The following is a 24,056-nucleotide window of genomic DNA, read 5'->3' as shown; positions in this document are numbered from 1 at the left end:
GGATGTCTGCTGGCCGGGACGGGTTTTGAAACTCCAGCTGTTCCGTTTCTATACAGCGAGGTTAGAATATGAAGCTTTTTACAAAACGGCTGGCGGCAGGTTTGCTGCTGGCCGCCCTGACAGTCGGCGCGGTCCTGCCTGCCGGCGCCATCAACCTGCCTTCCATCCAGTGGCCCTTTCGCCGGGTAGCGGTCGAGAGCATCGAGCCTGGTGAATACGACGCACAGATGGTGGTGGGTTCCACCCAGCAGCTCAAGCCCGTCGTTCTCCCCGAGGACGCCAGCGACAAGACCGTCGTGCTGGCCTCGGAGGATATCAGCATCGTCCAGGTGGACCAGAGCGGCCTGATCGGCGCGCTGTCGGTGGGCACCACCCGGGTATCCGCCACCGCCGGGGATGTGACCATCTACTATGACATCACCGTGGTCCCCGACCCGGCCACCGTCGTGGCCGATATCGACGCGGCCCTTTCCTCCAACGAGCTGGCCGTGGGCGAGGTGGCCAACATCTCGGTGTCGGTCAGCCCCAGTTCGGCGGCGGCCAGCGCCACCGTCAGTTTCACTTCCTCCAATGAGGCGGTGGCCACCGTCAACAACTTTGGCCGCGTTACCGCCGTGGGCAAGGGCAGCGCCACCATCACCGTCACCTGCGGGGATATCGTGCGCACGGTGGACGTCACCGTCTATATCCCCACCGACGGCATCCACCTCAACACCAATTACCTGGTGCTCAAGCCCGGCGAGACCGCCCAGATCCGGGGCAGCGTCTCCCCTTCCACGGCGCCCCAGGCCCTTACTTTCCGCTCCAGTGATACCGGTGTAGCCACCGTCAGCGGCGGCGGCACCGTCACGGCGGTGGGCACCGGCTCCACCTCCATCATCGTCTCCAACGGGGATTCCTCCAGCATGGTGACGGTCATCGTCAACCGGGGCTCCGCTTCGGGCAGCAGCTCAGGCAGCAGTTCCCAGGGCGGCTCCGGCAGCTCTTCCCCCGAGCCGGACGCTTCCGGTGACCCCATCCTCCAGCAGATCAATGACGCCCAGGGAGAGCTTGTCAACCTGCATCAGGCCGACGTCCCGGTGATCACCTCCGAGATGCTCAACGCCCTGCGCCGCACCGGCAAGACCATGAGCGTCACCGGCGAGGGCTACATCCTGACGGTGGCGGGCAGCGATATCCGCAACACCCAGAACGTCATCGATACGGCGGTCACCTTCACCCCCAGCGCCACCGAGAACGGGGTGGAGTTCACCCTGAACCAGGGCGGGGCCATGCCCTGCACCGTTGACCTGACCCTGACCGGGGACAACGCCGGATACAGCCGGCTGTACCTCTACAACGAGGCTACCGGTCAGTGGCAGTACCTCAACAGTTACAGCGGCGAGGTGGTCACCACCGACACCGCCGGCCGCTATCTGCTGACCAACGATACCCTCACCTTCATCCATATGAATGTTTACGCCCTGCTGGCCGCAGGGGCCGCGCTTGTCGCCATCGTGGTGGTGTACATCGTGGTAAAGAAACGGTACTGGTTCTGGTGATGCAGGCCATCCAATAAAGAATCTTACCTTCCCTTTTGCGCATAAAGGCCCGTCTCCCTGACAGGAGGCGGGCCTTTGTGCTGTCGTTTTGCGGGACGCTTATTCCACCGTCACGCTCTTGGCCAGGTTGCGGGGTTTATCCACGTCGCAGCCCCGCAGCACCGCCATATAGTAGGCGAACAGCTGCAAGGGGACGATCAGCTGCAGGGGCATGAAGACATCCTCATACTCCTCCAGCCGGACAACATGGTCGGCGATGCCCTCGGGCACGGCCGCATCCTTTGTGGTGAACAGGATCACCCTTGCCCCGCGGCTCTTGGTCTCCTTGGCGTTGGAGAGGGTCTTTTCGTAGACGCTGCGCTGGGTGGCCAGGGCGATGACCGGCACGCCGTCGGTCACCAGGCTGATGGTGCCGTGCTTGAGCTCGCCGGCGGCGTAGGCGTCCGAGTGGACATAGCTGATCTCTTTCAGTTTCAGGCTGCCCTCCAGGGACAGGGCGTAGTCGAACCCCCGCCCAATGAAAAAGCAGCTCTGGGTGTTTACAAACAGGCTTGCCAGATACTTGATATACTCGCAGTCATTCAGGCGGGCCCGCACCATCTGGGGCGCCTGCTGCAATTTTGCGGTGTAGCTGCGGGTCTGTTCCTCGGTCAGCCGGCCACGGGCATAGGCCAGACGCAGGGCAAACAGATACAGCACGCACATCTGCACCATATACGCCTTGGTGGACGCCACCGCGATCTCGGGACCGGCGTAGGTGTACAGCACATAGTCCGCCGCCCGGGCGATCGAGCTGCCCACCACATTGACGATGGCCAGCACCGGGACCCCGCGGCTCCTGGCCAGCTTGAGGGCGGCCAGGGTGTCACTGGTCTCCCCCGACTGACTGATGATGATCACCAGGTCGTCCGGGCTCAGGATGGGGTCCCGGTAGCGGAACTCGCTGGCGATGTCCACCTCGGCGGGCAGGCGGGCCAGCTTTTCGATGGCGGCCTTCCCCACCATGCCGGCGTGCATGGCGGTGCCGCAGCCCACCAGGTGCACCCGCCGGATGGAGGCCAGCTTTTGGTCGCTGAGGTCCGGGATGCGCAGGTCGGGCATCCCTGCCTCCACCCGGGGGCTGACGGTGGCGGCGATGGCGGCGGGCTGCTCATGGATCTCCTTGAGCATAAAATGGGGATAGCCGCCCTTCTCTGCGGCCTCGATGTCCCAATCGGCGGTCAGCTTTTCCCGCTGGACGGGCTGGCCGAACTCGTCATAGATGGCCACGCCGTCCGCCCGGCACACCGCCATGTCCCCTTCCTCCAGCACGCTGTAACTGCGGGTATACTTGAGGATGGCCGGGATATCCGATGCCAGGAAGTTCTCCCCCTCCCCATAGCCCACGATGAGGGGACTTTCCCGGCGGACCGCAAACAGGGTGTCGGGCCAGTCCTTGAACAGCACCGCCAGGGCATAGCTGCCCCGCACCCGGGCCAAAGCCTGGGACAGCGCCTTGAGGGGCTCCCCTTCGTAGCAGCTGTCGATCAGCTTGACCAGCACCTCGGTATCGGTCTCGCTGACAAAGGTGTATCCCCTGGCCTGCAGCATCTCTTTCAGGGCCCCATAATTCTCAATGATGCCGTTGTGGACGATGCTCACATAGGGGGTGGAGTGGGGATGGCTGTTCACGTCGCTGGGCTCCCCGTGGGTGGCCCACCGGGTATGCCCGATGCCGCAATGGCAGACCGGCAACCCCTGGGCGGTGGCCTGCTCCAGGCAGGCCCTGAGGGCGGTCAGCCTCCCTTTGGTCTTGATGACCCGGATGGAGTCCCCTGCGGCCAGGGCCACCCCTGCCGAGTCGTATCCGCGATACTCCAGTTTGGTCAGACCGTCCAGCAGCACATCCTGGGCGCAGCGGGCGCCCACATAGCCTACGATTCCACACATAAGCAAAATACCTCCATGCCGGCAGCGCCTTCTTGCAGGGCCGCTCAGCCTCGCGGGGCGGCACAGACGGCCGCCCGGTGAACTTCTTTTTACAGCATGGCTTCCTTTTAAAGGGATCTGTTGCGGTATTACTGCCGTTTTTTGCCCTTCTCTATCGGCTGGTGAGCCATCAGCCGGAAGAACATCCGCCGAATCTTTCGATGATCCTTCTCCTCGTCACCCTCACGGCTGTCACCCGTGTGGCCCGGCGCTTGGCGTCAACGATATAGCGGGCATCCCACCTTTCGATCTCATCTTTGGAACTGCTCAGCGGCGGCCCAGCATCCGGTGCAGCCGGGGCTGCCACAGCAGCTTATACACGCGCATCAGGTTGGCCAGGGCCCGGTCCAGCAGCAAAAAGGCCACATTGCCGATCAGCAGGGTCACCGCGCCCAGCACCAGGGCGGCGGTCTCCAGCGCCTCCGACTCCGCCACGGGGAACAACAGCAGCAGCACCCCATACAGCACCGCCACCGCCCCATTGCACAGCAGCAGTTTGGCCCCCACCCGCAGCACGGCGGGCCGCAGCCGGTCGAACCACGGCTTGACCAGGGGGTAATAGCCCAGCAGAGCCACAAAGAACAGGGCCGTCTCCTTGTCGGGCACCAGCAGCACCCCCAGCACGCTGGCGGCTGCGTAGGCCGTCCAGGCCGGGCGTGCGCCGCACTCCGCCTGGACCACAGCGATCAAAATGCCCCCGAGGGCGGGGGCGATGAACATAGCCACCGGCAGGATGGCGCCCAGGAGCATCAGCACCACCGAGAAGGCCACCGCCATCCCGCACAGAGCCACCGCCCAGCTTGGATTCTTGTTCTGTTTCATGAGGAAGGCAGCTCCCATTTCAGGTCCCACGCCCCGTGCTCCAGGGGGTCTACCACGTCCCGCAGCCCCAGGATCATGATGTTGTCCAGCAGGGTGCGGTTCAGTTTGATATCCATTAAAGTATAGACGCGGGACAGGTCGTTGATGGAGGCAATGGCCTGGCGGCGGGCATTCTCCTGGGCAGCCTCCCTGCTCAGCCCGTTGGCCAGAAAAACGTTGTAGCGGTCCTCTTTCCGGTCCTGGTCGTGGCGGTCCGCCTTATCCAGCAGGTAGAACGCCTTGCCGATGCAGCTGCCGATGTACCGCATATTCTTGCGCTGGACCGGGTCGTCGGGGGCCAGCACCGAGAACAGCGCGCCATATACGTTGCTCATGGGCTCCGACGCCACCGCATAGTTCTGGCCCCGCAGCTGCTGCTGGGCGGCCGCCTGGGCTTTCTGCTGGCAGAAGATCCGCTCCAGGGCGGGTTCTTCCAGCGCCGCTTTGCGGTAAGCCCGGATCAGCATCACCTTCTGGGCCATCCGCTGCACCCGCTGACGGAAGGGCAGTTCCTCATTGCGGCGGTCCTGCAGCCGGTGCCAGCTCATCAGCACCTCGATCTGGGCCGCCAGAGCGATGCCTCGGGTCTGGCACATCACCGGCACCCGGGCCAGGCTGCCAGGCATCCGCACGGTGCGGCAGGTGGCCTGCCGGCCCGCCAGGCTGTCGGCCAGCAGCGCCAGCGCGCCGCTCCCTTTGTGGGGCAGTATCCCATAGGAAAACAGGCCGTAATCCAGATACAGCTGATAGCTCACGCCGCGCGAATAGCGCAGATAGGTATTATAATCCCGGATGGAAAGCTCCGGCAGATATGGGTGGAGTCTACCTGTTATCATGGCCCACCGCCTCCATTATACTATATGCCCGCCCGGGGCGCATTTGAAGCTTCTGCCGCGCCTTTCTTTCCCGGGCGGGCTTTGCCCCGTCTGTCTGCTGTGCCCCTGCAGCTCCCAAAAAACAGGCCGCCGGGCGCCGGGCCGGCGTCCTGCGGGCCGCAGCAGCCGCTTATCGTTCCTAGTATAATCGATTTTGCCTTCAGATGCAATTCCTATTTGAAAACTCTTTCCATTTGTCCCTGAAAAGATTCCGTCCGCCTGCTGAAACGACCCGCTTTTTGATGTATGGACGTCATTCTCTTGCATATCAGTTTCTTGGCTCATTGTTAGGCGTTTTTCAATATCATTTCTCTCAAACAGGTATCTGGAAGGCCCTTTTCTCCCAAAAAGCGGCACGGCCCGCACCCGGAAAGCCCGCCCTGCGGTGAGAAAAGGGGGCGTCTGCGGCCCGCAGCGCCCCCATCTGTACCCTCAGCGGTCCTGTTCCTGCCCTTTGGGGCGGGCCCGGCGGCCGTCAAAGCCCTCTTTGGGCATGGGACGGGCCGTTTTGGCTGCGGGTGCATCGTAATACATATAGACCTGGCAAGGGATCATGCCGTTGTACATCTTGCGGCGCTTGGTGGCGCGGCGGCCATAGTGGGCCTCGAACTCCATATCCGCCGTGATGACATACACCCCGGCGCAGGGGTTCGCTTCCATCTGGCGGCCAAAGGTCCTGGCCAGGCGGGCCGCCCCGTCGATGGTGCTCATCCGCTCCCCATAGGGCGGGTTGGTCAGCACGATGGCCTGGGGCCGGGGGGCAAACCCGGCCACATCCGCCACCTCAAAGCGGCAGCGCTTGTCCACGCCGGCCAGACGGGCATTGGCCTGGGCCAGCTGGATGGCGGCGGGGTCGATGTCGTAACCGTACCCCTCAAAGGCCGCGTCCTGCTTGATCTCCTCCAGGGCTTTCTGCCGCTGCCGTGCCCACACCTGGGCGGGCACAAAGCTGTAATGCTCTGCCGCAAACCGGCGGTGCAGGCCCGGCGCAATGTTCAGCGCCTTCTGGGCCGCTTCGATCACCAGCGTGCCGCTGCCGCAGAAGGGGTCCTCCACCAGGCTGTCCCGGCGCACCCGGCCCAGGTCGGCGATGGTGGCGGCCAGTGTTTCCCGCAGCGGGGCCTCCATGGCGTTGCGGCGGTAACCGCGCTTGTGCAGGCCCTCGCCGCTGGTATCCAGCATGATCTCACACTGGTCCTTCCGCAGCAGAAACTGCACCCGGTATTCGCTGCCTGTCTCGGGCAGCACCGAGGTGCGGTGGCCCCGCATCAGCCGCTTGACGATGGCCTTTTTGATGATGCTCTGGCAGGCGGGCACGCTGGACAGCTTGCTGTTCAAAGAGGAGCCCTTCACCGGGAAGGCCGCGTCGGCAGGCAGCAGCTCCTCCCAGGGGATGGCGTACACCCCGTCAAACAGCTCGTCAAAGGTATCGGCCCGATAGCTGGCCAGCAGCAGCAGCACCCGTTCCACCGTGCGCAGATTGAGGTTGGCTGCGGCGATCAGGTCGGCGCCGCCCCGGAAGGTCAGCCGCCCGTCGGTGACCCGCAGGTCCTCCGCGCCCAGCCGCCGCAGCTCGAAGCCGGCGGTGGATTCGCAGCCGAAAAAGCAGGGTGCGATCAATTCAAAGGTTGCAGGCATACTCATATCCTTTCTTTTTATCACAGCAAAACAGGCCCGCCCCCTGACTGTGGGGCAGGCCCGGTGTTTCCTGGTTCGGTTCTGGCAAAAAGGCGCTCAGCGGCCGCCGCCCCGGCGCCCGCGGGAGGCATACCCGCCCCGGCGTCCGCCCGACTCATGGTCCAGGTCGGCCAGCTTGGCCTCGCTCTGGCTCTTGAAGCGGCTCATCATATCCTCAAAGGAGAGGTTATCGCTCCTGGCCGGCGGCTTGGGCTGCCATACCCGGGGTCCGTCCTCTTTGGGACGCCGGGGGCCGCGGCCACCGCCCCGGCCTTCTTTGGACCCTGCCGGCCGGCCGCCGCGGCCGCCTTCCCGGGCGGGGCGCTCGGGCGCAGGCAGCAGCTGCTTGATGGACAGGGCGATCTTGCCCTCGGGGGAAACGTTGATCACCTTGACCTTGACGGTCTCCCCTTCATGCAGCACTGCGGCGATATCCTGCACAAAGGAGTTGGACACCTCCGAAATGTGCACCATGCCCACCCGTCCTTCCGGAAGGGCCACAAAAGCGCCAAACGGCTTGATGCCGGTGACCCGGCCTTCGAAAATATTACCAACCTCTATCAAAGCTCATACCCTTTCTTCTGCCCTGGAATCTTCCGGGCCGCCCGCAACCCGCAAAAGCGGCCCGCCGCAAACAGTCGCCTCAGTTGCCCGATATATCCACGATGATCCGCTCGTTGGGCGCCGCATAGCCGTAAGAGTCCCGGGCGATCCACTCGGCCACCTCGTCGGGGTCGCCGCTGAGGATCCGCTCCAGCTCCTCGTTCTCGGCCTGCTGCTGGGCGATCTGATCGTTCAGTGCGTCCAGCTCGGCCTGTTTGGAGCTGATGGTCACCTGATTGGAAATGTAAGCCGCCAGCATGCTCAGCAGCAGCAGCACAAAAAACAGCCTGGTGACGCCCCACCACAGGGTCTTTGACTTTTTACGGGTCCGCGCCATTTCGCCCGCCTCCGTTCCATGGATAAAACCGCGTACAACCGATTCGTTATACGTTTGAATTATACAACAGGTGCGCGGTATTTTGCAAGCTCTTTTTGGGATTTTTTGCTGCGCGGGCCGGTTTCGTTTTGCGGCGGGCCGCCAGAGCGGCCCGGGCTGCCCGCAGCGCCGGCCGCGTCCGCTTCACCGCAGCCCGCCAGGGCCACAGCACCACACGCCAAACCCTTGCAGCCAGAGGCCCCAGCAGGCTTTGGGCGGCCAGGACTCCCGCAGCCCCTCCGGCCACCATGTACCAGCGCAGGCTGCCCGCCTGGCTGTAACCGGCGGCATAGCTCTGCAAAAACAGCAGCAGCATCCCCACCAGGGCCATATCGGGCAGAAAAGCCCCCCTGCCCCGGCCGGGGGCCACCGCGCGCAGAGCCCCCACCAGGCCGCCCAGGTACAGGCAGCAGGCCAGATCCCACCCGGCCTGCCAGGGGGCCAGGACCGGGGCCATCAGCGGGTCAGGCGGCGCAGAAAGCCGCCTGGGGTCCGGGCCTCGGTGTATTCCAGCGCATCGATCCGCCCCGAAAGCCTGGCCTCGCCCCGGTCTAGGTCCAGAGCGGTGACGCTGAGCTGCGCCCCCGAAAGGTTCAGCACGCAGTCCCCTGTCTCTAGGGCCGCGCTGTCCGGGTCGCACCGGATCACCCGGCGCACCCCCGTCACCGTCAGGCTGGACCGCTGCTCCAGGATCAGGGTGTGGGGCTCGGCTTCCGCGGGGCGGGCGGCCTGTTTTTCCATCGACATAGTGATCCCCTCCGCTATGTTGTATGCGGCGGGGCGGCGGGTTTATTCCCCTTCCGAAACGATCTCGTACATCTCCCGGGCCACGTCCTTGGTGCGGGGCTCGGCATCCGACAGCACCCGTACCTTGACCGGCCGGTTGCCGAAGGTGATCTCGATCACATCCCCGGGGGCCACGGCGGCGCTGGCCTTGGCCACTTTTCCGTTGATCAGGATGCGGCCGGCGTCGGCCACTTCGTTTGCCACCGTCCGCCGCTTGATGAGGCGGGAGACCTTGAGGTATTTATCCAGACGCATACATTGCTCCTTTGCACAAAAAAGCTGCCGGCACATCCGCACAGGGCGGACCCTTCCGGCAGCGGTGATGGTCAGAACAGGCTCACAGCGAATCCTTCAGCGCCTTGCCCTGCTTGAAAACGATGCTGCGGGATGCAGCGATGGTGATGGGCTCCTGGGTGCGGGGGTTGATGCCCTGCCGCTCGGCGCGCTCCCGGACCTCAAACGTGCCAAAGCCCGAGATGGTGACCTTCTCGCCGTTCGCCAGGGCCCGGCTGAGGGCCTCGAAGACAGCGTTGACCGCCTTGTCGGCGTCCTTTTTGGTCATGTCGGTATTTGCCGCAACCTGTGCGGTCAGATCAGCCTTGGTCATAATGGTACCTCCCAATGATTCATTTGTCTTTCTCGGCGCCCTGCCCCTGCTCGAGGGTGCGGCAGAACGCTTTGGATGTGAATGTCAATGCCTCCTCGGCGTCCAGGCCCGCCAGCCGGATGGAATCCACCGCGGCAAACAGCAGCTGTCCCGCTGCCTGGGCCCGCTGCTCCTCTGCGGCGGGGGCACGGGCGGCATCCTGCCAGCGCTCCCAGGCCCCGGCCAATGCGTCCAGGGCTTCCTGCTGGCCTGCGGGGCCGCAGCCGTGGGCTGCCGCCCGCTTTTGCATCTTCTGCGCGCGCATCAGCGCCGGCAGGGTGGCCGGCACCGTGTCCAGCTCGTCGGCCAGGGTACGGCGGCCCTTTTCCTTATTTTTGAGCGCGTCCCAGCCGTTTATTCCGGCATTCTGCGCCGCGGAGGAAGCAAACACATGCGGGTGGCGGAACACGAGCTTTTGGCACACTTCCCGGCAGATGTCCGAAAAGTCACTGCGGCCCTGTTCTTCCTCCAGCACCGCGTGGAAGGCCACCTGCATCAGCACATCCCCCAGTTCTTCCCGCAGCATCCCGGGGTCATCCGCGTCGATGGCTTCCAGCACCTCGCAGGTCTCCTCCAGGAAATTTTTGCGGATGGACCGATGGGTCTGCACCTTATCCCAGGGGCACCCCTGCTCCGGGTCCCGCAGGATGCGGATGATCTGCACCAGATCCTCTGCCGTATAGTGTTCCTTCTCGGGCCAGTCGGTCATCCAGGCGCCCTCCTTCCCGCCGCAGCGCGGCGCAAATCCCAAATCATTGTACCTTATACAGCGCGGATTTTCAAGTGTTTGCGCCGATTTTCCCCAATTTTCACCGCCGGGCCGGATGGGATGCAAAAGGCGCCCCCTGTGCGGGAGCGCCCGTGGTCCCTTGCCTGTGCCCTGTTACAGCTGCGCGCCGCACTTGTTGCAGAACAGCGCGTCGGGCGCCACCTCGGCGCCGCACTGGGGACAGAACTTTTTGGCGGGTCCGGCCTCCTGGCCGTCCTGCACGTCAGCCGGCTCATCGGCGGGCTGTTCCTCCCCGGCGGGGTCTGCCATGACGTCCGCCAGGTCGGCCTCGGTCTGGACCACGTGCTCCACCTCGTCGGCCTCGGTGGGGGTCAGCTTTGCTTTCAGCTGACGGTTCTCCTGCTCGATCGAGTCGATCATATCGATATACTTATCGACCAGGGGCTGGTTTTCCTCGTTGCCCTTGGCCAGGCTGTACACCAGCGCGCCCAGCTGCCGCTGCGCCCGGCTGATCTTGGCCTGGTTGGACAGGATCCTGGCCTGGGTCTTGCCCTTTTCGGTCAGGTCGCTGGCCACGCTGACGCCGATCTCCATGTATTCACGGCTCTTGGCCAGGATGGTATCCTTCCATTTCTCTGCATCCATCATTGAGACACCTCGCTTCTCCATCGTTTCCGGCGCCCTCTGCCCGCCGGGCAGCGGGTCCGGTATAGATCCAGTATACCGCACTTTGCAGCATGATGCAACAATCCGGCCGCAGCTTTTACAGATTGATGGGCCTTCCAGCCAAAAATTTTTACACCTTGCTCCCATCTCCGCCCACGCCGGCGTAGAACTCCCGCAGCATGGCTCCCGGGGGGATGAGCTGACGGTCCAGAGGCTGCACATGCTCAAAGCGGCGGGCCGCCTCGTCCCACATTTCGGTGTAGCGGCTGTCGGGGGACATCCTGCGGCCCACCTCGGGCAGCAGCCCCGCGATGATCCCCAGCTCGTAGCTGAAAGCGGTATCCAGCAAAAAGTCGGCCGTATTTTTGAAGCCCTTGATATATCGGGTCTCGCCGTCCAGCACCCGGTCCCACATGGCCAGGGTCTGCTCGGGGCTGCGGCCCCGGGCGGCGGCGTCCCGCAGTACCCGGCGGCACAGCCGGATGTTCTGGGTGTTGATCAGGCGGCGGCCCTCCTGGCAGTATTCCTCCCGCAGGCCCGCATAGATGCGGTAGACATGGCCCGAGGGCACCAGGCTGGTCAGCATGGGATTGAGGGCGTGGATGCCCTCCACGATGCAGACGCCTCCCGCCAGGTCGATGGCCTCGGTCTCCTCCGACCGCTCTTCCCGCACAAAGTCATAGATGGGCAGCACCGTCTTGTCGGTCTGGCTCAGCTCCTGCAGGCACTGGCGGATCAGGGGCATATCCAAAGTGTCGGGGTGCTCGTAGTCCAGGGTGCCGTCCGGCATCCGGGGGTAATACTGGGACCCGCGGAAGAAGTTGTCCAGGCTGATGACCTGGGCCGGCGTGCCCATCTCGGTCAGGGCGGCCGCCAGCTTGTGGGCGGTGGTGGTCTTGCCGCTGGCCGAGGGACCTGTCAGCATGATGATCTTGGCCCCCGACTGGCGCACTTTCTGGGCGGCATACTGCAGCCGCCGGGCATAGCTGTCCTCGCATACCTGCACCAGCTGGGGGCCGCTGCGGGCCGCCACATTCAGCAGGTCGATCTCCACCAGGCGCTTAGGTACCCAAATCGTGATCATAAAACGCAGACACTCCTTTTTTGCGCTCCAACACCTGGTCAAAGCGCTGGATGTATTCATTGGGGTACTTGAAATTGAAGATGCGCTGCATCCTGTGGCCGCCGGCATCCACCAGCTTGGTGCTGCCCCCCGCGCCGGCCGAAAGGATGGTCTGCACTTCCTCCATGATATAAATGTTGTAATAGCCCTCCCGGCCCGGCTTGCACCAGCCCACGTTCTCCAGGTTCTGCAGGGTGTTCTTCTGCCGGTAGAGATAGTAGGGCCGATAGCCCGCCTGGGCCAGCAGGCCGCAGCGCTCCAGCATGGCGGCCACATCGGCGTAGCGGTTGTCCTCCTGGTCCTCCATCACGATGCGGGAAGCCCGTTTGAGGGTCAAAGTGTGCACCGTGATGTTTTCGGGGTCCAGGTCGATGGCGGTGCGCAGGCTGTGCGCAAAGCCCTCCACCGTGTCCCCGGGCAGGCCGGCGATCAGGTCCATATTGATGTCGGTGTGCCCCGCCGCCCGGGCGGCCGCGTAGCAGTCCAGGATATCCCGGGCGGTGTGGCGGCGGCCGATGTTGGCCAGCACCTGGTCCGAGAAGGTCTGGGGATTGATGGAGATGCGGGTGGCCCCGTACTCCTTGATGACCGCCAGCTTTTCGGCGTCGGTGCAGTCGGGGCGGCCCGCCTCCACCGTGTATTCCGCCAGCCCTTCCAGGGGAAAGAGATCCCGCACGGCGCCCATCAGCTGGCGCAGCTGCCCGGCCGACAGGCTGGTGGGGGTGCCTCCGCCGATGTAGATGGTCTGCAAATGCAATCCGGCCTGGTCCGCCTGGGCCCGGATGGCCTCCAGTTCCCGGCACAGGCAGTCCACATAGGGCTGCACCAGCTTGCGGTCCCGGTCCAGGTTGCAGCTGACAAAGCTGCAATAGCTGCACCGGGAAGGGCAGAAGGGGATGCCGATGTAGAGGCTGTACGCCCGGGGTTCGGCGCCCCGGCGCAGGATGGGTCCCTGCAAGTCGGCAATGGCCCGGGCCATCTGGTATTTTTCGGGGGAACAGTCGAACCGCTCCAGAAAATACCGGTCGATCTGCTCTGCGGTCCAGCCGGCGGCCCGCTTGTCATGGATCAGCCGCACCGGCCGTACCCCGGTCATTTTGCCCCAGGGGGGCCGCAGGCCGGTCCAGCTGCGCAGCAGCCCATAGGCCAGGCTGGCCAGGGCAAACTCGGGGCTATCGTCCCGGGGCAGAGGGGCAGAGGCAGTCCGGCTCCGGCCCTGTTCCCGCACCAGCACCGAGAGGCCGTCTTCCCCTTTGCTGGCCCAGACGCAGTCCTCCCCGTCGGCAGGCGGGGTCAGGGTAAGGGGCGCCATCGGATAGAACAGCCGGACCAGATGCTCCACATCGTAGCCCGAGGGCAGCCCTGTGATATAGATCTTCATACGTTTACCAATCCTGTCTGGATACGCTCTTGCGGATATACCAGTTGTTCTTCAGCTCTTCCCCAAAGGTGGACAGGTCCCCGTGGCCGGGCAGGACCTGAGCCGTGGGCGGGATGGGCAGCCCCGCGAGCTTGCGCAGCGAATCCGACAGCTGGCGGGTACTGCCGCCGGGCAGGTCGGTGCGGCCCACACTGCCCGCAAACAGGGTGTCCCCGGTGAACAGGTATTCCCCGCACAGCAGGCAGACGCTGCCGGGGGTGTGCCCCGGGGTATGCCACACCGTGAAGGACATCTCATCCACCTGGATGACGCCCCCCTCCTGGTAGCCGCTGTCGGCCTGGGTCAGGGGGTAGAACTGCCCGCCTTCCAGGTCGGCGGCCTCGCACCAGAGCTTTGCGTTCCACTCCTCTTTGAGTTCGGCGGCGCTGCCCACATGGTCAAAGTGGCCGTGGGTGCAAAAGATATGGGTGAGGGAGGCTCCCTCCTTGCGCAGCAGCTGGCCGTAATCGGCTGCGGCCGCCGCCGGGTCGATGACCACCCCGTGGCCCGCCTCCGAGATCAGCAGGAAGGTATTGGTATACATGGGGGCCTGCCCCACAACATGGTATGCCTTCATCTCAGTCTCCCTTCTTCCACTCGTCGGTATCCATTACAATGGTGCAGGGGCCCTCGTTCACAAGGGCCACCTGCATATCCGCCCCAAACTCCCCGTGCTTGACCTCTTTCAGGCCCTGCTTTTCCATCTCGGCCACAAACAGCTCGTAAGCCTGCACCGACAGCGGGGGCTTGGCCGCCCGGATGAAGCTGGGGCGCATCCCCTTCTTGGTGTCCCCGTACAGGGTGAACTGGGACACCACCAGGGCCGAATAGCCGTTGTCCCTGGCGCTGCGGTTGAGCTTGCCGTCCGCATCGTGGAAGATGCGCAGGCCGGCGCATTTTTCTGCAAAGCGGGGCACCATATCCAGGGTGTCGGTGTCCTTGACCCCAAACAGGATCACCAGCCCGGGGCCGATGGCCCGGGGGTCTCCGCCGTTCACCCGCACGCTGGCGGAGGATACGGCCTGAATCACTGCTCTCATCTTGTCTCCTTTTTCTGTCAGCCTCTGGTCACCTTCAGCACGTCCTTGATCTTGGCCAGCCTGGCCACCACCCGGTCCAGATGATCGGTGTTGTTGATGCCGATGGTCAGGTTGACGACGCCATAGTTGTCTGTCTGGCGGGCGTTCATGGTGTAGATGGGCACCCGCATATCCGACAGCGCGTTCAGCACGTCCTTCAGCAGGTCGTTGCGGTCCAGCGCCACGATCTCCAGTCCCGCCTTATAGCTGTCCTTGACGCTGTCGGCCCAGTAGGCCTTGACCCAGCGGGGGGCGTTGGCGGGGTCCTTCTGGCTGGCCACCGCGTTGACGCAGTTGGCCTTGTGGATGGACACCCCGAAGCCCCGGGTGAGGAAGCCGACGATGGGGTCCCCGGGCAGGGGGTTGCAGCACTTGGCAAATTTGATGGGGGTATTGTCAAAGCCCTCCACCACCACCCCGTCGGTGGAATGCACCTTGCGCAGGTCCACCTTGGGCAGTTCCACCGGCGGGTTCTCGGCCGCCCGCAGCTTCTGGTATTCCTCTTTGAACTTGGGGATGCAGTTGGCGATGGTGATGCCCCCATAGCCGATGGCTGCGTACAGGTCCTCGGCGCTGTTCTGGCGCATCCGGCGGCAGCAGCCCCCCACGAACTCGTCCAGCTTGTCGTCCGGGATCAGGATGCCCTCCCGGCGCAGTTCCTTGGCCAAAGCGTCCCGGCCCTCCGAGATATTCTCGTCCCGGCGCATCTTTTTGAACCAGTTGCGGATCTTGCTCTTGGCCTCGCTGGTCTTGACGATCTTCAGCCAATCCCGGCTGGGGCCCTTGTCGGCCGGGCCCAGGATCACCTCGATGATCTCGCCGGTGGCCACCACATGGTCGATGGGGACCATCCGGTTGTTCACCTTGCAGCCCACCATCCGGTTGCCCACCGCCGAATGGATGGCGTAGGCAAAGTCGATGCAGGTAGCCCCCGCCGGCAGATTGATCACATCCCCCTTGGGGGTGAAGGCGAACACTTCCTCGGGCAGCAGGTCGCTCTTGAGGTCGTGCAGCAAATTGCCCGAATCCTCCGACACCCGCTGGTTTTCCAGCAGCTGGCGCACCCAGGCCAGGCGTTCGTCCAGCTTGTCATGGCCGCCGATGCCCTCCTTGTACTTCCAGTGGGCCGCCACGCCGTATTCCGCCTGCTCATCCATCTGGCGGGTACGGATCTGCACCTCAAAGGGGATGCCCTCATGCCCGATGACGGTGGTGTGCAGGCTCTGGTAGCCGTTGGGCTTGGGGGTGGAGATATAGTCCTTGAACCGGTTGGGCAGCGGATGGTACATATCGTGGATCAGCCCCAGGGCACTGTAACACTCGGTGATGGTGTCCAGGATGATCCGCACCGCATAGATGTCATAGATCTCGTCAAAGGACTTGTTCTGGATGAACATTTTGCGGTAGATGCCATAGATGCTCTTGACCCGGCGCTTCATGGCGGCGCCCTTGATGCCGCTTTCCTCCAGCCGCTTTTCGATCAGGCTGGACACCCCGGCCAAAAACTCCTCCCCCGCTCTCTCGCTCAGCAGCTTGCTGATCTCCTCATAGCCCACGGGGTCCAGGTAGTGCAGGCTGCGGTCCTCCAGTTCCTCCTTGATGTTCAGGATGCCCAGGCGGTTGGCGATGGGGGCATACACCTCCATCGTCTCCCGGGCCTTGTCCCGGCGCTTCTGTTCGGGCCAGGCGTCCCCGGTCCGCATATTGTGCAGCCGGTCGCACAGTTTGATGATCATGACCCGCACATCCTGGCTCATGGCCAACAGCATTTTGCGCAGGTTCTCGGCCTGCTGCTCCTCGATGCTGGAGAACTGGATCTTGGTCAGCTTGGTGACGCCGTCCACCAGAAGGGCCACATCGGCCCCGAAGGACGACTTGATCTCGTCCACCGTGATGGGGGTATCTTCCACCACATCGTGCAGCAGGGCGGCGGCGATGCTCTCGCTGTCCATGCCCAGATCCAGCACCAGCCGGGCCACCGCCAAAGGATGGCAGATATAGGGTTCCCCGCTGCGGCGGCGGACGTTCTGATGGGCCTGGTCGGCGGTGTGATAGGCCTTTTCGATCATCTCCATGTTGTAGGGCCGGCCGCTGGCCTGGATGGCCTCCATCAGCTTGTCATAGGTGATGATCTCGGGCCGGGCCTCGGAGGGGACCATATAGTCCACCGCCTCGGCGGGGCGGGCTGTGGCCGCCACCGTGCCGATCTCCCGCACCTGATGCTGCAAATGGCTCTTGGCGGTATAGGAATCCTGCGCAGGGGCAGGAACTGCTGTTTTCTTTCCCTCTGGCATATTACTTCTCCTCCAAATCCTCCAGACATCTCAGGATGGGCGCGTCGGCCAGGTTCTTCTTCTCCTTGACCCGCACCAGCTCCAGAAAGGGCACGTCCCCCCGGTGGACCACTTCCACAAGGCCCACCTGCATCAGCGCGGTGAGGGCCACCAGGGTCTTGCCTGTGTTGGCGGTGCCCATTTTTGCATACAGAGGCTGCAGATCCTCGGCGTGCCAGCGCCGGGTCTTCAGCTCACGATAGACGGCGGCCGTCTCCTCACGGGTGGGGCGGACCAGCTGCCGCTCCTCCGCCGTCAGGGACGCGCCGCGGCGCAGCGCTTCCACCAACGCCGCCTGCCGGGCCGCGTCCGGACCCAGGCCCGCCGGGTGCAGGTCGATGATCCGCCCGGACAGCTGGGCCCCGCGGGCCCCTTCGTACACCGACAGGCTGAGGGCTGCGTCCACTGCATCCCCCGGCTGGTAGGGCACCCGCTCGGGGGACATCCCGAACCAGACCGCATACAGCCCTGCGCCCCCCTGGTTCAGCCGCAGCCGGCTGTGCTTGCCGTCGGACACGGGGTAGACGCCCTCCACCACCGCATTCTCCAAAAGGAACACCGGGGCGGGGTTGTCGGCCCCAAAGGGGGCCATCCGCTCCACCGCCCGCACCTCCTCCACCGTCACCCGGCCAAGCCGGAGGGACAGATCGCAGATCAGGGGCGGCACATGGATCACCGGGCATTCCCGGGCGGCCCACTCGTTCATCCGGCGGCGCAGTTCGGGCAGGTTTTCCTCCCGCACCAGAAGCCCCGCCGCCATGGGGTGGCCCCCAAAGCGGATCAGCAGGTCGGCGCAGGCGGTGATGCAGGCGTGCAGGTCAAAGCCGGGCACACTGCGCCCGCTGCCCTTGGCCTCGCCGTTTTCGGCCACCGACACCACCATCACCGGCCGGCCGTATTTTTCCACCAGCCGGGACGCCACGATGCCGATGACTCCCTGGTGCCAGCCCTGGCCCCACAGCAGCATGATGCGGTCCTCGGTGCGGGCCGGGTCGGCGGCCAGCATCTCCTCCACCGCGTGCTCGATCTTCTGTTCGGTCTCCTGACGCTGGGCGTTGACCTCATTCAGCTGGCGGGCCAGGCCGGCGGCGCGGGCGGGGTCCTGGCAGAGCACCAGCTGCAGGGCCGTGACGGCGCTGTCCATCCGGCCCGCCGCGTTCAGCCGGGGCGCAATGCCAAAGCTGACGTTGTCGGCGCTCACCGTCTTGCCCGCCAGCCCCGTTTCCTCCAGCAGGGCGCACAGGCCGGGCCGCTGGGTGTGCTGCAGGCTTTGCAGTCCCGCCTTGACGATGGTGCGGTTCTCCCCTGTGAGGGGCATCACATCGGCCACCGTGCCGATGGCGGCCAGGTCGCTGCAAAACTCCAGCAGCTCCTCGGGCATACAGTTCTCCAAAGCGGCGCACAGCTTGAAGGCCACTCCTGCGCCGCACAGGTCCTTGAAGGGGCTTTCGTCATCCCGGCGCTTGGGATCCACCACGGCCACCGCCTGGGGCAGCACGCTGGGGGGCACATGGTGGTCGGTGATCACCACGTCGATGCCCAGAGAGGCCGCATAGGACGCCTCCTCCACCGCCGAGATGCCGTTGTCCACCGTGACGATCAGGGTATAGCCCTTATTGTGGATGCGGTCGATGGCCCGCTTGGACAGGCCGTAGCCGTCCCCTTCCCGGCTGGGCAGCATACATTTGACCGTCCCGCCCAGCCCTTTCAGTTGTTCGTACAGCAGAGAGGTGGCGGTGACGCCGTCCACGTCGTAGTCCCCATACACCACGATGGTCTCGCCGGTATCCAGAGCCTGGCGGATGCGGGCGCAGGCCTTGTCCATATCCTGCATCAGCATGGGGTCGCTGAGGGTATCCTCCCCCGCCAGAAAGGACAAAGCCTCCTCCGGCTGGGTCAGGCCCCGGGCCGCCAGCAGCCCCGCCAGCAGGGAGGCTTCTTTCAGCTGGGCGTTCAGGACGGCGTCGTGCTTGGCGTCGTCCCACTCGTTCCCCTCATAGGCGGCCTCCATCTCCAGCTGGTCGGTGCGCTCCTCGGCAATGGCCTCCTGCAGTCCGGCCACCGCTTCCCGGTCCAGCGGGCGCAGTTCCCACGGACGGCCCGTCATAGCAGCCCCTCCCCGGTCAGGCCATCGCTGGCCAGCATCCCTTCCAGGGCCGCGATCTCGCTGGACACATCCAGGGCCGCATCGCTGAGCAGGTTGTCGTACAGGTTCTCATAGGCGGTATTCAGGGTGTGCAGGATGCCGCCGATATCCCGCCGGATGGCCTCGGCGTTGTCCCCCTTCTGGCCCTGCACATCGTTGTAGGTGTGCAGCAGCTTGAGGGTGGTGGGGATATAATATTCCGCAAACCGCCGGGCCCGGGGCGCGCTCTCGGGGTGGCTCTCCAGCCAGGCGCAGATGGCCTCGGTGGTCTTTTGCATCTTTTCCAGTTCGTCGGCCGCGGTGGGGTCGGTCATCAGCCGGCGCTCCTTGGCCAGCACCTGGGCAAACCGCCGGGCCGTCTCCAGATGGAGGGGCTTTGCCTCCTCTTCCTCCTGGGGCTTGGGCTGCTCCGGCGCGGGCTGGGGAGCCGCAATGTTGTGGGCTGCACGGTAGTCGGCGGCGCTCAAAAACAGCAGGTTGCTGCGCTCATCCATCCAGCCGGTCAGCCAGCCCCGGTTGATCAGTTCCCGCAGCTGCTTGCGCAGCTTTTTCTTTTTCATTTGCAGCAGGCCGGCCAGGTCGTCCAGGTCCACCCCCTCCGACACATCCAGCCCCGCAAAGGCGTCGGCGCAGCGGTTGAGCAGCCTGGAGGCTTCCAGCTGTTCGCACCCGTACAGGGCCCCGCCGGTGCACAGGCCGCCGCCCACCATCAGGCCGATGCCGGTCCAGGCCAGGGCCGCCTCCGCCACGGGGATGCTGCTCACCACCAGCGCTTCGGTGCTGATGAAGCAGGCGATCGCTCCCACAAAAAAGCTGAAAGCCAGAATGCCGAAGGTGATGGACAGCGCCAGGCCGATGCCGCAGCGCTTTCTGGCGCTCCAGCGGATGGCGCGGTCGTAGTTGTCCCCGGGGTCGGGGCTCTGCCCGCGCTTTCCGTCCGAGCGGTAGCGCCCCCAGCTGATCTTGCCGGGGCCGGTCTGCCAGTCCTGGGCATAGTCGTAGGCCTGACTCTCCGGGTTGTCCCGGCGGGCGGCGCGGCGGGCTTCCCGCTGCTGCCACCGGCGGTGTTCCCGCTGGCGGCGGCGTTCGGCCCGTTCTTCCTTGTCGGCTCCGCTCTCCAGGTCCATGGCATCCTGAAAGGCGCCGGCCACCTCCCCCACCACGCTGTTCAGCACGGCGGTGACATCGCTGGCCACATGGTTCACATGGCGGCCCAGTTCGTCTCCCCGGCCCTCAAAGCCGTGGCGAAAGGCGTCGTTGACGGCGTCCTTCAGCTCGTTCACGCCCACTCCCAGGTCCCGCAGCTGCTGCTCCAGTTCCTCCTGGACGGCAGCCGTGTCCCTTTTCTGATTCTGCTTGTCCTTCTTATCCTGTTCGTCCATGCCTTTTCCCCTCAATCTCCCGCCGGGCAATACCGGCTTGCTATCGCTGCTGCCACCCGCAGACCATCCACGGCGGCGCTCATGATGCCGCCCGCGTAGCCCGCCCCCTCGCCGCAGGGGTAAAGGCCGGGCAGCTGGGTACACTCGTAGGTCTCTCCCCGGGCCAGCCGCACCGGGCTGGAAGTCCGGGTCTCAAGGCCGGTGAGGATGGCCTCGGGAGAAGCGTATCCCGCCAGCTTGCGGTCGAAGGCCCGCAGCCCGGCCCGCAGCGCTCCGGCCAGCCCGGCCGGCAGCAGGCTGCCCAGATCGGCAGGCACCACGCCGCGGTCGTAGGTGGGTTCCACCCGGCCGATCCTGAGCCGGCCCTCTCCCTCCAGGAAGCTGGTCACATTTTCAGCCGGCGCCGCATAAAGCCCGCCGGCCCGCCCGGCCCGGAACGCCCGGGCCTCCAGCTCCCGCTGGAAGGCGATGGCCCGCCGCGGGTCGCCCCCGAAGTCCTCGGAACCCACCCCTACCACCACGGCGGCGTTGGCGTTTCTGCCATCCCGGGCGTGGTAGCTCATGCCGTTGGTGACCACCCGGCCCGCTTCGCTGGCCGCTGCCACCACCTGGCCTCCCGGACACATACAGAAGGTATACACCCCCCGCCCATCCACCTGCTGGGAGAGCTGATACTCCCCCCGGGGCAGGGCCGGATGGCCGGCGGCTTCGTGATACAGGCTCTTTTCGATCTCGCTTTGCAGGTGCTCGGCCCGGAATCCCACGCTGAAGGGCTTGCAGCTGAAAGCCAGCCCCCCGTCCATCAGGGCCTCGAAGGTATCCCGCGCCGAATGACCCACCGCCAGCACCAGAGCCTTGCAGGGGATGTCCCCTGCGGTGGTGCTGACGCCGGCCAGGGCGCCGTTTTGCACCTTGAGGCCGGTGAGAGCGGTGTTGAACCGCACCTGGCCCCCCAGCGCCTCGATCTCTTTCCGGATGGAGGTGATCACGCCCCGCAGCAGGTCGGTGCCCACATGGGGCTTTTGCTGCCAGGCGATCTCGGGCGGAGCCCCGTGGGCCAAAAACACCCGGGTCACATAGCCGCACAGGGAGTCTCCGATCCGGGTGGTGAGCTTGCCGTCCGAGAAGGTGCCCGCGCCTCCCTCGCCAAACTGGATGTTGGCGTTTTCGTCCAGCTCTCCCGTGGCGGAAAAGTGTTCCACCGCCCGCACCCGGTCCTCCAGGGCGGGGCCGCGCTCCAGCACGATGGGGGCAAACCCCTGCTGGGCCAGAGTCAGGGCTGCGAACAGGCCCGCAGGGCCCAGGCCGCACACCACAGGGCGCCCTTCCAGGGGCCGGATGCCCGGCGTGATGCAGAACTGCGGCTCCTGACGTAGAGCAACGCAGGGCGAGGCCCCCGCAAAAGCAGGTTCCTCACCCTCATTTTTCAGCGTTACCGCAATGGTATAGACCAGCTTGGGCCGGCCGTGGCGGGCGTCCACCGACAGGCGGGACACCCCCATCTGCCGGACCTTGCCCAGGGGCAGGCGCAGGATGCGCAGAGCCTGCCCGAAAGCCTGCTCCTCCCCGGCGGAGAGGGGCAGACGGATATCTCTGACCAGGATCATTCTTTCTTTTTCCGTTTCTGTCGTGATGGATGGACGGGGCGTCAGTTGCTCTCGATCCGGCAGGGGACCGTGTAGCTGCCCAGCACAAAGATCCGCCCGTCCGCGGGCACATAGATGCTGCACGCAATGTTCTGCTGACCCAGGGACACAGCGAAGTCATCGGCGTCGATCTGGGCCACCACCTGGTCGGCGGTCAGGCTCTCCAGCACCGAGGCGGGGCCGCAGAGGGTCACGTTCATCAGCCGGTCGCTCTCCACCGTCAGCTGGTAGGTGGAGGGCAGGTTGATCACCTCGATGTTCTCGGCCGGGATGTTCAGGGTCTTGGTGGCCATGGCGCTGCAGTTGAAGCTGACCGTCACCGTGTCCACATTGTCCAAAGACACCAGGCCCGAAGGCAGGGTGATGGGCATTTCATACACCTTGTCCAGCGCAAAGGTGGACAGGTCGATGGTGCCCACTGCCAGCTCCGAGAGGTTGTCCACCACATCCGCCGGGCCGGCCACCCGCAGCTCGGTCTGGCTCAGGCTGTAGATCAGCACCGAGTCATCAAAGTTGGGAGGTGTGTTTACAAATCGTACATTGACAGGCAGCTGTGCCGTTTTGTATACAGTCAGGGTGACTTCCACCGTATCATGGTCCAGGGTGACATAGTCAAAGGTGAGCTCATGGCCGCTCTCGTTGTAGAAGCGCAGGTGGGTATCCACCGTCACGCTGTCGTTCAGCGGGTCGTTGTAACTGACCTCCGCGGTGCAGGAAGCCACATCGGCCAGTTCGCTGGAGGGGCCGGTCAGGGTGACCGTCTCATTGGAGGCCGCGGTGCTGTACAGGATGTAGCCATCCTCGATGGTCAGATAGCGGGTGTTCACCTGGACCGGGAGGGTCTTTTCCTCCACAACGTCAAAAACGATGTCCACCGTACTATCGGTATTGGCGATCGAGACCGAAATATTCCCCGCCACCGCGCTGTTGATGCAGCGGACCCGCAGCTGCAGGGTCTTGGTGCCGCTGGAGCGCACCGACGAGCAGTCGGGATAGACCACAAAGTCCTCGGCCCGCAGCTGGCCGATGGTATAGCCGTCCCCCGAGACGGTCAGGTTCACCGTCTTGCTGGGGGCCTGGACGATGCTCAGGCCCCGGGATGTGTAGACGCTGGCGTCGTAATCGTAGTCCACCGGCACCCCGCTGAGGGTGATGGCGGTGCCGGGCTGGACCACCGTGGTGATGACCACCCACAGCGCCACTGCCAGCAGAGCCGACAGGACCAGCCGCACGCGGCGGTCCTCCAGGATCGAGCGGTTCTGGAGCAGGCTCTCCAGCCGGGAGGTCTTTTTCTTGATGGGATTCATTTGCCTTCACCCTCCTTTTTCCGCCAATCCATCAGGGACAGCACCTGGCCCTTGAAGGTATCGAAGCTGCGTCCCTTGTCCGAGGCGGCTTCCTTGGGGATCATCTCATCCACCAGGCGGGTGTACAGGGTCTGACGGTCAAAGTGGCGGATCAGCACGCCGTTTTTGGCCATCGAGATGATGCCGGTCTCCTCGCTGACCACGATGGCGATGGCGTCCGAATTTTCCGCAATGCCCAGGCAGGCCCGGTGCCGGGTGCCCATATCCTTGCCCAGGTCCAGGTTGTTGGACAAGGGCAGCACGCACCCCGCCGCCTTGATGCGGCCGTCCTCGATGATGGCCGCGCCGTCATGCAGGGGGGTGCCCTCATAGAAGATGGTGCCCAGCACCTCGGGATTGACCTCACAGTCCACCGGAGTGCCGGTGCGCTCGATCTCGGACAGGTCGGTGCGCCGTTCCAGCACGATCAGCGCGCCGGTCTTGGTCTCCGAAAAGCGCTCGGCCGCGTCGCAGATGGCAATGATGGCGCTGCGCCAGCTGCCCCGCGTGGCAGGGTCCACATGGCGCACGCGGAACAGCTTCAAAAACCATTTGTCGGTCTGGCCCATCCGCTCCAGGGCCCGGCGGATCTCAGGCTGGAAGATGACCACCAGGGTCAGCAGGCCCACTTGCAGCAGCGAGTTCATGATCCAGGTGACGGTGCGCATATGGGCGGTGGTGGCGATCAAATAGATCAGGGCCACCACCAGCGCGCCCCGGGCCACCTGTCCCGCCCGGGTGCGGCTGACGATGCCGAAGATCTGGTAGATCACAAAGGTCACCACCAGCACATCCAGCAGGTCTGCCAGATTGAAGGTCTGAAAATTGGCTATGATGGAACTCCAGTTCATG

23 protein-coding genes are annotated in these 24,056 nt (G+C 64.7%); 1 reads left to right on the top strand and 22 read right to left on the bottom strand.

Annotated features, from left to right (window positions below; translation table 11 throughout):
• Positions 1–68: 68 nt before the first annotated feature.
• On the top strand, positions 69–1,541 hold the full coding sequence (locus tag B5E66_RS02675; protein WP_087228434.1) for an Ig-like domain-containing protein: 1,473 nt from the start codon (positions 69–71) through the stop codon (positions 1,539–1,541).
• Between the two features lie 99 nt (positions 1,542–1,640).
• On the opposite strand, the gene glmS is transcribed toward B5E66_RS02675, so the two are convergent.
• The 22 genes from glmS to cdaA form a co-directional block, all read right to left on the bottom strand.
• Positions 1,641–3,470, bottom strand: coding sequence for a glutamine--fructose-6-phosphate transaminase (isomerizing) (gene glmS / locus B5E66_RS02670; RefSeq protein WP_087228433.1), 1,830 nt, complete (start codon positions 3,468–3,470; stop codon positions 1,641–1,643).
• 306 nt (positions 3,471–3,776) lie between these two features.
• Positions 3,777–4,331: a hypothetical protein gene (locus B5E66_RS02665; RefSeq protein ID WP_087228432.1), complete on the bottom strand. Its 555-nt coding sequence runs from the start codon at positions 4,329–4,331 to the stop codon at positions 3,777–3,779.
• Positions 4,328–5,206 carry a DUF5685 family protein gene (locus B5E66_RS02660; protein ID WP_242958062.1) on the bottom strand — a complete coding sequence of 293 codons (879 nt, stop codon included), beginning with the start codon at positions 5,204–5,206 and terminating at the stop codon, positions 4,328–4,330. Before B5E66_RS02660 ends, B5E66_RS02665 begins: the two co-directional genes overlap by 4 nt.
• Positions 5,207–5,677: 471 nt before the next feature.
• Entirely contained in the window at positions 5,678–6,883 is a 1,206-nt protein-coding gene (locus tag B5E66_RS02655; protein WP_087228431.1) for a THUMP domain-containing class I SAM-dependent RNA methyltransferase, read from the bottom strand.
• Positions 6,884–6,979: 96 nt separating this feature from the next.
• Positions 6,980–7,486 carry a S1 RNA-binding domain-containing protein gene (locus tag B5E66_RS02650; protein WP_087228430.1) on the bottom strand — a complete coding sequence of 169 codons (507 nt, stop codon included), beginning with the start codon at positions 7,484–7,486 and terminating at the stop codon, positions 6,980–6,982.
• A gap of 79 nt (positions 7,487–7,565) precedes the next feature.
• A complete protein-coding gene (locus B5E66_RS02645) occupies positions 7,566–7,862 on the bottom strand; it encodes a septum formation initiator family protein (RefSeq protein WP_087228429.1) in 297 nt (98 codons plus the stop codon).
• 46 nt (positions 7,863–7,908) lie between these two features.
• Positions 7,909–8,358 (bottom strand): hypothetical protein, encoded by a 450-nt coding sequence (locus B5E66_RS02640; protein ID WP_087228428.1) that lies wholly within the window; start codon positions 8,356–8,358, stop codon positions 7,909–7,911.
• The gene (locus B5E66_RS02635) at positions 8,358–8,648 is read right to left on the bottom strand and encodes a YabP/YqfC family sporulation protein (RefSeq protein ID WP_242955943.1); all 291 of its coding nucleotides are present in this window, start codon (positions 8,646–8,648) and stop codon (positions 8,358–8,360) included. The genes B5E66_RS02640 and B5E66_RS02635 overlap by 1 nt, the downstream gene beginning before the upstream one ends.
• 42 nt (positions 8,649–8,690) lie before the next feature.
• Complete coding sequence (locus B5E66_RS02630) at positions 8,691–8,942, bottom strand: RNA-binding S4 domain-containing protein (RefSeq protein WP_087228426.1); 252 nt, start codon at positions 8,940–8,942, stop codon at positions 8,691–8,693.
• Between the two features lie 82 nt (positions 8,943–9,024).
• Positions 9,025–9,294: an HU family DNA-binding protein gene (locus B5E66_RS02625; RefSeq protein WP_087228425.1), complete on the bottom strand. Its 270-nt coding sequence runs from the start codon at positions 9,292–9,294 to the stop codon at positions 9,025–9,027.
• A gap of 19 nt (positions 9,295–9,313) precedes the next feature.
• On the bottom strand, positions 9,314–10,042 hold the full coding sequence (locus tag B5E66_RS02620) for a MazG family protein (protein WP_087228424.1): 729 nt from the start codon (positions 10,040–10,042) through the stop codon (positions 9,314–9,316).
• A 174-nt stretch (positions 10,043–10,216) separates the two neighbouring features.
• Positions 10,217–10,711, bottom strand: coding sequence for a zinc ribbon domain-containing protein (locus B5E66_RS02615; protein WP_242958061.1), 495 nt, complete (start codon positions 10,709–10,711; stop codon positions 10,217–10,219).
• 148 nt (positions 10,712–10,859) lie between these two features.
• Positions 10,860–11,813 (bottom strand): uridine kinase family protein, encoded by a 954-nt coding sequence (locus tag B5E66_RS02610; RefSeq protein WP_087228423.1) that lies wholly within the window; start codon positions 11,811–11,813, stop codon positions 10,860–10,862.
• A complete protein-coding gene (gene hemZ, locus B5E66_RS02605) occupies positions 11,791–13,233 on the bottom strand; it encodes a coproporphyrinogen dehydrogenase HemZ (RefSeq protein WP_087228422.1) in 1,443 nt (480 codons plus the stop codon). Before hemZ ends, B5E66_RS02610 begins: the two co-directional genes overlap by 23 nt.
• A 4-nt stretch (positions 13,234–13,237) precedes the next feature.
• Positions 13,238–13,849 (bottom strand): MBL fold metallo-hydrolase, encoded by a 612-nt coding sequence (locus B5E66_RS02600; RefSeq protein ID WP_087228421.1) that lies wholly within the window; start codon positions 13,847–13,849, stop codon positions 13,238–13,240.
• A 1-nt stretch (position 13,850) separates the two neighbouring features.
• Positions 13,851–14,312 (bottom strand): D-aminoacyl-tRNA deacylase, encoded by a 462-nt coding sequence (gene dtd / locus B5E66_RS02595; protein ID WP_087228420.1) that lies wholly within the window; start codon positions 14,310–14,312, stop codon positions 13,851–13,853.
• A 17-nt stretch (positions 14,313–14,329) separates the two neighbouring features.
• Positions 14,330–16,645, bottom strand: a complete 2,316-nt coding sequence (locus tag B5E66_RS02590) for a RelA/SpoT family protein (protein ID WP_087228419.1) — start codon at positions 16,643–16,645, stop codon at positions 14,330–14,332.
• 1 nt (position 16,646) lies between these two features.
• Positions 16,647–18,791 carry a single-stranded-DNA-specific exonuclease RecJ gene (gene recJ, locus B5E66_RS02585; protein ID WP_087228418.1) on the bottom strand — a complete coding sequence of 715 codons (2,145 nt, stop codon included), beginning with the start codon at positions 18,789–18,791 and terminating at the stop codon, positions 16,647–16,649.
• Positions 18,788–20,212 carry a 5-bromo-4-chloroindolyl phosphate hydrolysis family protein gene (locus tag B5E66_RS02580; RefSeq protein WP_087228417.1) on the bottom strand — a complete coding sequence of 475 codons (1,425 nt, stop codon included), beginning with the start codon at positions 20,210–20,212 and terminating at the stop codon, positions 18,788–18,790. Before B5E66_RS02580 ends, recJ begins: the two co-directional genes overlap by 4 nt.
• Before the next feature lie 11 nt (positions 20,213–20,223).
• Positions 20,224–21,819: an NAD(P)/FAD-dependent oxidoreductase gene (locus B5E66_RS02575; RefSeq protein ID WP_087228416.1), complete on the bottom strand. Its 1,596-nt coding sequence runs from the start codon at positions 21,817–21,819 to the stop codon at positions 20,224–20,226.
• Between the two features lie 41 nt (positions 21,820–21,860).
• Positions 21,861–23,165, bottom strand: coding sequence for a CdaR family protein (locus B5E66_RS02570; protein WP_087228415.1), 1,305 nt, complete (start codon positions 23,163–23,165; stop codon positions 21,861–21,863).
• On the bottom strand, positions 23,162–24,055 hold the full coding sequence (cdaA, locus tag B5E66_RS02565; RefSeq protein WP_087228414.1) for a diadenylate cyclase CdaA: 894 nt from the start codon (positions 24,053–24,055) through the stop codon (positions 23,162–23,164). The genes B5E66_RS02570 and cdaA overlap by 4 nt, the downstream gene beginning before the upstream one ends.
• Position 24,056: the final 1 nt, after the last annotated feature.

The organism is Faecalibacterium sp. An121, assembly GCF_002160915.1.
In the GTDB taxonomy this organism is placed as follows: Bacteria; Bacillota; Clostridia; order Oscillospirales; family Ruminococcaceae; genus Faecalibacterium; species Faecalibacterium avium.
The sequence above is the reverse complement of the archived record's forward strand: the minus strand, read 5'-3'. Positions and strand labels throughout refer to the sequence as shown.